Annotated in this window: 9 protein-coding genes; 5 read left to right on the top strand and 4 right to left on the bottom strand. The window is 70.7% G+C overall.

Going from position 1 to position 8707, the window contains the following annotated elements:
- Positions 1-66 precede the first annotated feature (66 nt).
- Positions 67-915 carry a PP2C family serine/threonine-protein phosphatase gene (locus FBZ90_RS26905; protein ID WP_145736665.1) on the top strand — a complete coding sequence of 283 codons (849 nt, stop codon included), beginning with the start codon at positions 67-69 and terminating at the stop codon, positions 913-915.
- A gap of 3 nt (positions 916-918) precedes the next feature.
- Here FBZ90_RS26905 and FBZ90_RS26910 read toward each other — a convergent pair whose 3' ends face one another.
- The gene (locus tag FBZ90_RS26910) at positions 919-1788 is read right to left on the bottom strand and encodes a glucosamine kinase nucleotide-binding domain-containing protein (protein WP_145736667.1); all 870 of its coding nucleotides are present in this window, start codon (positions 1786-1788) and stop codon (positions 919-921) included.
- Positions 1788-3050 carry a UDP-N-acetylglucosamine 1-carboxyvinyltransferase gene (gene murA / locus FBZ90_RS26915; RefSeq protein ID WP_145736669.1) on the bottom strand — a complete coding sequence of 421 codons (1263 nt, stop codon included), beginning with the start codon at positions 3048-3050 and terminating at the stop codon, positions 1788-1790. The genes FBZ90_RS26910 and murA overlap by 1 nt, the downstream gene beginning before the upstream one ends.
- A gap of 170 nt (positions 3051-3220) precedes the next feature.
- On the opposite strand from murA, the gene FBZ90_RS26920 reads away from it, so the two are divergent.
- Positions 3221-3499: a hypothetical protein gene (locus tag FBZ90_RS26920; protein ID WP_145736671.1), complete on the top strand. Its 279-nt coding sequence runs from the start codon at positions 3221-3223 to the stop codon at positions 3497-3499.
- Positions 3492-4985 carry a HesA/MoeB/ThiF family protein gene (locus tag FBZ90_RS26925; RefSeq protein ID WP_145736673.1) on the top strand — a complete coding sequence of 498 codons (1494 nt, stop codon included), beginning with the start codon at positions 3492-3494 and terminating at the stop codon, positions 4983-4985. Before FBZ90_RS26920 ends, FBZ90_RS26925 begins: the two co-directional genes overlap by 8 nt.
- 10 nt (positions 4986-4995) lie before the next feature.
- Here the strand turns inward: FBZ90_RS26925 and FBZ90_RS26930 are convergent, their stop codons facing one another.
- Complete coding sequence (locus FBZ90_RS26930; RefSeq protein ID WP_145736675.1) at positions 4996-6045, bottom strand: hypothetical protein; 1050 nt, start codon at positions 6043-6045, stop codon at positions 4996-4998.
- Between the two features lie 156 nt (positions 6046-6201).
- On the opposite strand from FBZ90_RS26930, the gene FBZ90_RS26935 reads away from it, so the two are divergent.
- Together FBZ90_RS26935 and FBZ90_RS26940 are read left to right on the top strand one after the other, a co-directional pair.
- Positions 6202-7428 carry an acyl-CoA dehydrogenase family protein gene (locus FBZ90_RS26935; protein ID WP_145736676.1) on the top strand — a complete coding sequence of 409 codons (1227 nt, stop codon included), beginning with the start codon at positions 6202-6204 and terminating at the stop codon, positions 7426-7428.
- Positions 7425-8441: a DegT/DnrJ/EryC1/StrS family aminotransferase gene (locus FBZ90_RS26940; RefSeq protein ID WP_211102363.1), complete on the top strand. Its 1017-nt coding sequence runs from the start codon at positions 7425-7427 to the stop codon at positions 8439-8441. Before FBZ90_RS26935 ends, FBZ90_RS26940 begins: the two co-directional genes overlap by 4 nt.
- Here the strand turns inward: FBZ90_RS26940 and FBZ90_RS26945 are convergent.
- Positions 8417-8707, bottom strand: a 291-nt coding sequence (locus FBZ90_RS26945; protein ID WP_145736678.1) for an amidohydrolase family protein, incomplete at its 5' end; no start/stop codon positions are given. The genes FBZ90_RS26940 and FBZ90_RS26945 overlap by 25 nt on opposite strands.

Consider the following 8707-nt stretch of genomic DNA (forward strand, 5'->3'; position numbering starts at 1 on the left):
AGAGACTGTTGGCCGTCGCGGGAAGCGGGGCGGGGAGCGGGCCGGACGCGATAGGGGAGACCACGCTTGCTTCAGGTTTGCGCGTTGATTTCAGAGGCCGGCGGCACGTCGGCCAACGAGGATGCGGCGGGTCACCACGGCGACTGGGCCTGGGTCATCGACGGGGCGACGGGCATCAGCGGCGCCGCCATCACGGGTCTGAGCGATGCCGCCTGGTTCTCGCGCCAGGTGGACCAGGCCCTGCGCCGGCATGCGGCGGACAGCGATGGCCTTTCCACCGACACCGTGCTGCGCCGGGTGGTGGAGGATGTCGCCCAGGCATTCATCGGCGCCACCGAAGGACGCCCCCGCGCCCGGCATGAACGGCCATCCGCCGCCTTCGCCCTGCTGCGACGGATCGACGACCGGCTGGAAATGACCACCCTCGGCGATTGTGGGATCATCCACCGCGACCGCGACGGGCGGGCGGGGGTCTTCGGCTCTTCCAACATTCCCGTCTTCGAGGCGCGCACCCTGCAGGCGGCCCGCCGGGCACTGGAGGCGACCCCCGACCTGACCCCGTCCGAACTGTGGAACCAGGTCGTGGGCCAGGTGCGGGCCAACCGCCAATCCATGAACACCACGGATGGCTATTGGGTTTTGAGCACCGATACCGAGGCGTTGGCGCATGTGGACCGCCAGGTGGTTCCCTTGGACAACGGTCCGGTCGCCCTGGCCACCGACGGCTTTCTGCGCCTCATTGATCTGTTCGGACGGGCCACGGCATCGGATTTCCTGTACCTGGACGATCAGGCCAGGGCGGAAACGGCCTTGCGCGACCTGCGCCGCATCGAGGCGGCGGATGATCCCCACCACGGCCATCTGCGGCTGAAGCGATCGGACGACGCCAGCCTTATCGTCGTCCGCCCCGCGTGAGGGTCAGTCGGTTACCCGCCCAGCCAGCGCCAGGGCGCCCGTCACGGCGTCGCCCAGGGTGGGCGACAGGCGGCGGCGAACGTCGGGGGCCAGCCAAGCCTCCATGGCGCTGGCCAGGCCGCCGATCAGGCTGACGCGCGGCACCCCGTCGGACAACAGCGCCCGCACCAGGCCGTTCACATGCTCCGCCGCCTCCTGCACCACATGGCGGGCCACGGCGTCCCCCTGGTCGGCCTGCCGCAACACCAGCGGGGCGAAGGTGGCGTAGTCGGTGGCCGTCGCCCGGTCCATCCATAGCACCACCTCCGTCGGGTCCCCCTGGAAGCGGGCCATCAATTCCCGCGTCAGGACGCTGCCCGCTTCGCGCCCGTCATGGGCGCGCAGGCTGTGCTGCAGGGCCCGCAGGCCCAGATAGGCGCCGCTGCCCTCATCGGAAATGGGGAAGCCGTAGCCGCCGAACTTCATCTCCCGTTCCGCCACACGGCCAATGGCGCATGAACCGGTGCCGACGATGACGATGCCGCCGTCCCGGCCACCGTGCGCGCCCAGACAGGCGATCATGGCGTCGCTGGTGAAGGCGATACTGGCGAAGGGATGATGGATGGCCTCCAGCGCCGCGCGGGCGCCCTTGCGGCCGATGCCGGCCACGCCCACGCCGGCGCGGATGCGGCCCACCCGTGCCGCATCCAGCCCCGCCTCCGCGATGGCATGGCGGGCCGCCGTCTCTATGGCCTGCCACGACGCCTCGATACCGAAACGGGTGGCGGCGGGGCCGGCGATGCCCTGCCCCAGGACGGTGCCGGCCGCATCCTCCAGCCGCGCGCGGCAGCCGGTGCCGCCGCCATCCACACCCAGGTACAGCGTGTCGTCCATCAGCCGGGCACCCGCTCGATATCGGCGCCGCAGCGTACCAGCTTGCGCGCCAGATCCTCATAGCCCCGGTCCAGGTGGTAGACGCGGTTCACCACCGTCTCCCCCTCCGCCACCAGCCCCGCCAGGATAAGGCAGACGGAGGCGCGCAGGTCCGTCGCCATCACGGGGGCGCCGCGCAGCCGCTCCACCCCGCGCACCAGCACGGATGTGCCGCGCAGGGTGAGATCGGCACCCAGGCGCGCCAGTTCCGGTACATGCATGAAGCGGTTCTCGAAGATGGTTTCGCGGATCATGGCGGCCCCCTCCGCAACCGACATCAGGGCCATGAACTGGGCCTGCAGGTCGGTGGGGAAGCCGGGATAGGGTTCGGTCGAGACATCGGTGGCGCGCAGATGCCCCCCCCGTTCCACCATCAGGCCGCGGTCGGTGGGATAGACGCTGACCCCCGCCCGCTCCAGGATCTGGCATTGAACCGCCAGATGTTCCAGCCGGGCACCGATCAGTTCCAGCCGGCCGCCGGTGATGGCGGCGGCCACGGCATAGGTGCCGGCCTCGATGCGGTCGGGGATCAGCGTGTGCGTCGCCGGGCGGAAGCTGGCCGGCCCCTGCACCAGAAGGCGCTGCGTGCCAGCACCCTCGATATGGGCGCCCATGGCCACCAGGCAGGCGGCGAGGTCCGCCACCTCCGGCTCCCGCGCGGCGTTCAGGATTTCCGTCTCCCCCCGCGCCGTCGCGGCGGCCATCAGCGACGTCTCCGTGGCGCCCACGGAGGGCAGGGTCAGGACGATGCGGGCGCCGGTAAGGCCACCCTGTGGCGCCTGGGCGGTGACGTAGCCGCCGTCCACCGCCACCTCGGCGCCCAGGGCGGCCAGCGCCTTCAGGTGCAGGTCGATGGGCCGGGCGCCGATGGCGCAGCCGCCGGGCAGGGAGACGCGGGCGCGCCCGAAGCGGCCCAGCAAGGGGCCCAGCACCAGGGCCGTCGCCCGGGCGCGGCGCACGGTGTCGTAGTGCGCCTCGGCATTCACGGCGGCCGCCGCGTCCAGCGTCACCTGGTGCGCCTGTCCGCGCGTCACCCGCACGCCATAGCCACCCGCCAGCGCCAGCATGGTTTCCACGTCGGTGATGGCGGGCAGGTTGGCCAGCGTCACCGGCCGATCGCTCAGCAGGCTGGCGGCGATCAGGGGCAGCGCCGCGTTCTTGGCGCCGGCGATGTCCACCGTGCCGGCCAGCCGCCGCCCGCCCCGGATGATCAAGCGATCCATGAGGTTTTCCGCATCCTAGCCCCGTACCGACCGGCACCGCGCCTGTTCCAATCATCATGCCAGTTCGCCAAGTGGTGACAAACTGGTTTTATACTGTTAGCCTCGACACCGATCCCAATCGACCGAGCAGAAGTCCAACCGCGATGCCTGCTGCACCGATCCATCCAAGCTTGACCCCAGATCAGGCCCCCGATCAAGCCGGCCCGACCCAGACCGCCGGCGCAACCTGCGAAATCTTGGTCAACCGCCGCCGCTTCGCCATCGGCAACCAGGGGGTGACCGCCGCCGACATCGCCGCCCTGATGGGCGTGCCGGCGGACAACGCGGTGGTTGAACGCAGCGCCCCCACCGGCGACTGGGTGGCCCTGCCCCTGGCCGACACCCTGGACATCCACCCGGGCGACACCTTCCTGGTCACCCGCCAGTTCGTGATGGGCGGCCATGGCTGAGCGACTCTCCCCGAACGGGAAGCCCTACCGCGCCACGCCCACAGGCTTGCTGCGCCTGGCCTCACCGGAGAAGGAGGCGCTGTTCGCCACGACCTTCACGGGACAGCCGGATCGGGAGGGCGGCTGTTTCGCCCGTTTCGGCTGGCGGACGGCAGGCTCCCACCTGGCGGTCACGCTGGCCGCCATCGACCCGCCGCAGCCGGGCGATATCGAGGGCGGCGGGGCGGAGATCAAGATCACGGCCAACGCCCTGCGCCGCGCCGCCCTGGCGGCCGAGGGCCATCCGCTGGCCGTCGGCTTCATCCACGCCCATCCCGCCGGCGTGGCGCCTAAGCCCAGCGCCCTGGATGACGAGATGGACCGGTACATGGCCGGCTATTTCGCCGACCTCGTCCCCGGCCGCCCCTTCGTCAGCCTGATCGTTTCCAAGATCGGGGGCGATACCGCCGTCCACGGCCGCATCTTCCACGACGGCACCTGGCATGAGATCGGCCGCGTGGCGGCGGAGCGGGACCCCGCCGTGATCGCCTGGCCGTACGGCGAGCCGCCGCCGGAGCCGCCCATCCCACCGGAGCGGGTGGCACGCCTGACCAGCGCCTTCGGGCGCGAGGCGTACCAGCGCCTGCAACGGTCCACCGTCGCCCTCATCGGCGCGGGCGGCACCGGCTCCGCCGCCATTCCCATCCTGGCACGGGCCGGCGTGGGCCGGCTGATCATCATCGACAGCGACCACGCCTCGGAATCCAATCTGGAGCGCCTGCACGGCAGCACCCCGGCCGACGTGGCCAACCGCGTGCCCAAGGTCACCATCGCCAAGCGGTCGGTGGCGGAATACGCCCCCGGCACGGTGGTGGAGGCCATCAACGGCCGTCTGCCACAGCCCGAGGTGCTGGACGCCGTGTTGCAGGCCGATGTGCTGATGGGCTGCACTGACCAGCACTCCAGCCGCATGGCGGTGGCCGACATCGCCACCCGCTACCTGATCCCGGCGGTGGATTGCGGCGGCCTGATCGAAGGGCGCGACGGGGTCGTCACGGGCCAGCTGGTGCAGATCGTCCGCTTTCTGGCGGCCGACCCCTGCCCCCGCTGCCGCGGCATGATCTCCCCCACCCGGGTGATGCAGGAACTGCTGCCGGTGGTCGATCGCCTGGCCCCGGCCGACCAGGCGGCCCTGGCGGCGGCGAACGGTGAGCGGCCGGACCCCATCCTGACCGCCGTGCCACAGATCGATACCGTGGGCTACATCACCACGACGGCGGGCACGCTGGCGGCGGGCTTCGTCATCGGCTGGCTGACCGGCCGCTTCTCCCCCACCTTCGAACGGCTGCAACTGGACCTGGTATCGGACTGCCTGGGCGCGGTGGATCGGCCGCAACGGCCCCGGCCGGGATGCGCCTGCACCACGACGCGCGGCTATGCCGACCAGGCGGCCGACGCGGCGCCATTCCAGCCCCCCACCCACTGGCCCGCCCCGGTGCGGCTGTAAGGGACCACCCCTAGAATCCCGGGCCGGCCGCCGGGCGGTGGCAGGTACAGCCGACAAAGTGGCCCGACAGCGCCTCCAGCGAGCGGAACTGCGCGCCGTTGGTCACATGATCCTCCCCCGCCGCCGGCTCCACCTCCAGCACCACGTCGCCGTCGGTGCCGAAGCGGGCTGGCAGGTCGGCGAAGGGCAGGTTGCCGGCACCCAGCTCCAACCCCTCGGACGAGATGGCGCGCACCAGGGTGGCCGCGTCCAGACCCGGGTCGGCGCAGGCGCGTTCATCCAGGCGGATGGCATCGGAGACGTGCAGGTAGCTCATCCGCTCATCCACGAAATCGAAGGGTTCCAGCCAGTGCGCCCGGTCCAGGTCATCCGTCGTGATCCAGCCGAAGCGCGCGTCGCCGTCGGTCAGGCGCGGCTGGGCGCGGCGGCGGTTGAACAGGTTGGCCGACAGGGTGGCGTGCGCCACGTCGATGAACGGCTCCACCCCCGTAAGCCCGTGGCGGGCCACCGCCTCGCGGAAGCGCCGGATCTCCCAGGGGAAGAAATGATCCAGCGGGCCGGTCATGTAGCTGCGGCCATCACGGGGCAGCAGGGAATAATGGCCGACATTCTCCACCAGCAGCCGCGTGCCGCCCGCCAGGTGCGCCAGGTCGCGCACCGCCTCCTCAAAGCCCTGGGCGGCCTCGTCCCGGTCGCGGGCCCGGGGCGGGGCCTGGCCGAAGACCATGTCGAAATAGCGATGCAACACCACCGCCTCGGCCCCGATCTCCGACGCGAAAGCCAGGGTGTGGCGGCATTGGTCGGCATCGAAGCCGACGCGGGTGACCAACGGCACCGACTGCGGCGGGATATGGACGATCAGCCCGTCCACCGGAAACGCGTCCCGCAGCCGGGCGACATTCCGCCGGGCCAGGGCCAGGCCGGCGGCGGATGTCACGTCCCGTTCCCCGAATGTGTGCAGCTCCAGCCGCACCGGCCGTCCCTGGGCGACGAGATAGGCGGCGCGCGCGGCCAGTTGGCCGTAATCGGCCACGGCGGCCTTCAGGACAAGGTTGGGCATGATCGCATCCCCGCCGGATCGCTGGAGCCAGCGTCGCATGGCCAGCTCACCTGGACAAGCTGGTATTCATATGGTATCTAATCGGTGGTCCGGTGGCATGCCCCAGGCGGAGTTGCCGGCCCTTCCGATAAGGACAAGAACCAGGGGGCGGGCCCCATGCCGGAATCATGGTCGCGAACACGGACGGACGTGCCGGGGGCCTCGGCGCCGTTCACGCCCCTTGAGGTTCGCGCCGCCATCCTGGACCGCGCCCACCAGCTGCTGCCCCTGATCGACAGCCTGAAGGCGGAGGGGGGGCGTGAGCGCCGCGCCCCCGCCGCCCTGATCGACGCCCTGAAGCAGGCCGGCCTGTTCCACCTGCTGCAGCCCCGGCGCTATGGCGGGGCCGAATGTCATCCCGCCACCTTCTTCGCCGTGCAGGCCGCCCTGTCCGCCGGGGACATGTCCATCGGCTGGCTGCAGGGTGTCATGGGCATGGTGGCCTTCCACCTGGCGCTGCTGCCGGCGGAGGCGCAGGACGATGTCTGGCGGGATGATCCGATGGCGCTGCTGGCCTCCAGCTACATGCCGGCGGGCGAGGCCACGCGCGTGCCGGGCGGCTTCCGCCTCAGCGGCCGCTGGGGTTTCTCCAGCGGCGCCGACCACGCCGACTGGTTCATGCTGGGCGCCATGGCGGCGCTGGAGGGCGACACGCCGGAGCATGTCATCTTCCTGGTGCCGCGTGCCGACGTGCGCATCCACGACACCTGGGACACCCTCGGCCTGCGCGGTACCGGCAGCCATGATGTGTCGGTGGAGGATGGCTTCGTCCCCGCCCATCGCCGCCACGGGGTGCAGGAACGCTTCCTGTGCGGCGGGCCCGGCCTGGCCGTGAACCTGGCGCCGCTCTACCGCATCCCCCTGCCCCAGATGCTGTTCCGCGCCATCTCCACCCCGGCGCTGGGCGGCCTGCGTGGCATGCTGGACGCCTTCATCGAGCATAGCCGCCGGCGGGCCGGTCCCAACGGCGGCGGCCCCCTGGGGGATCCCGTGGCCCAGCTGGCCTGCGGCGAGACAGCGGCCGAGCTGGACGAGATGACCCGCACCCTGGAAGGCAATTTCGACCATATGCTGGACCATGCCCGCCAGGGCCGGGACGCGCCCATCGCCGACCGCATGCTGTATCGCGTCCAGGCCACCTCGGTGGTGGAACGATGCGACCGGCTGGCCCGGCGCCTGTTCAAGGCCGCCGGCGCCTCCGCCCTGTCGGTCGCCAATCCGCTGGGGCGCGTCTGCGCCGACATCCAGGCCGCCCGCCAGCACGCCGCCAACCAATATGAAATCTATGGCCGGACGCTGGGCGCCCACCTGTTCCAACTGGACGTGAAGGATACTTTGCTTTGAGCGGACAGCCGGACCAAAACCCCTCCCCGCCCCTGCCCTTCAGCCTGGGGTACGACGACCGGGATGAGGAAGAGATCATGCGCCGCTGGCGCGCCATCCTGCGGTCCAACAAATGGAGCCACGCCGCCCAGCTGGAGGAGTTCGAGGATGCCTGGCGGGCGTGGAACGAGCTGCCGGCCGTGGCCTTCGACAATTGGGCCGGCGGCGCCATGGCCGTGCTGGACCATTTCAAGGTGCGGGGCGCCACCGTGCTGTGCCCATCCAACACCTTCCTGGCCACGCCGCGCACCGCCCAGCTGTCAGGGGCGGAGGTGGTGTTCTATGACTGCAACCGCCACGATTTGTGCGGGTCCTTCGATGATTTCGTGGCCAAGGCGGAACGGCATCGTCCGGCCCTGGCCTTTATCGTCCATATCGGCGGCCATATCGCCTTCGACATCCACAAGATCGCGGCCTATTGCCGGGACAAGGGCATCATCCTGGTGGAGGATTGCGCCCATGCCGTGGGCGCCGACTGGAACGGACAGAAGCCGGGCAGCTTCGGCGACGCCGGCATCTTCTCGCTCTACGCCACCAAGACCATCACCACCGGCGAGGGCGGCGTGGTGGTCAGCCGGCATGAGGACGTGTTGCGCCACGCCCGGTCATACCGGGACTACGGCCGGGGCTCGGGCTACAAGGTGCAGAGCCTGAACCACCGCATGGATGAGTTCCGCGCCGCCTTCGGCACCGTGCAAATCCGGCGCATGCCGGAAATCGTGGCCTGGAAGCGGGCCTATGCCCGCGATGTGCTGGACCCGGTCCACCCCGACCGGGTGCACTTGCCCGACGGCATGAGCGGCGGCTTCTACAAATACATCGTCTTCCAGAGCATCCCCACCTCCACCGGCAAGGTTTACGAACTGCCGTGTCACCGTATCATGGGGGTGGAGGCCGACCTGCCCAATACGGAATGGGTGGCCAAGAACCATTGGTGCGTCCCGCTTTATTATCCCCGTCCGTCCTTGTCGTAAGCAAGCTCAGGGGAGTGGGGCTTCCCCCCCATCCACACCCGGCGCACGGCCAGGTCGGGCGACAGCTCCACCAGGTCCGCCCGGGCCCCCGGGGCGATGCGGCCCACGTCCGGCAGCCCCAGGAAGTCCGCCGGCACCTTTGAGGCCATGGCCAGCGCCGTTTCCCGCGATACGCCCATCAGGCCCATGGCGCCGCGCACGGCCGCCGCCATGTCGATATCGGCCCCGGCCAGCACGCCGTCCGCCGTCTCCAGGCGGCCATTGCG

It is taken from the genome of Nitrospirillum pindoramense (genome assembly GCF_007827955.1).
In the GTDB taxonomy this organism is placed as follows: domain Bacteria; phylum Pseudomonadota; class Alphaproteobacteria; order Azospirillales; family Azospirillaceae; genus Nitrospirillum; species Nitrospirillum amazonense_B.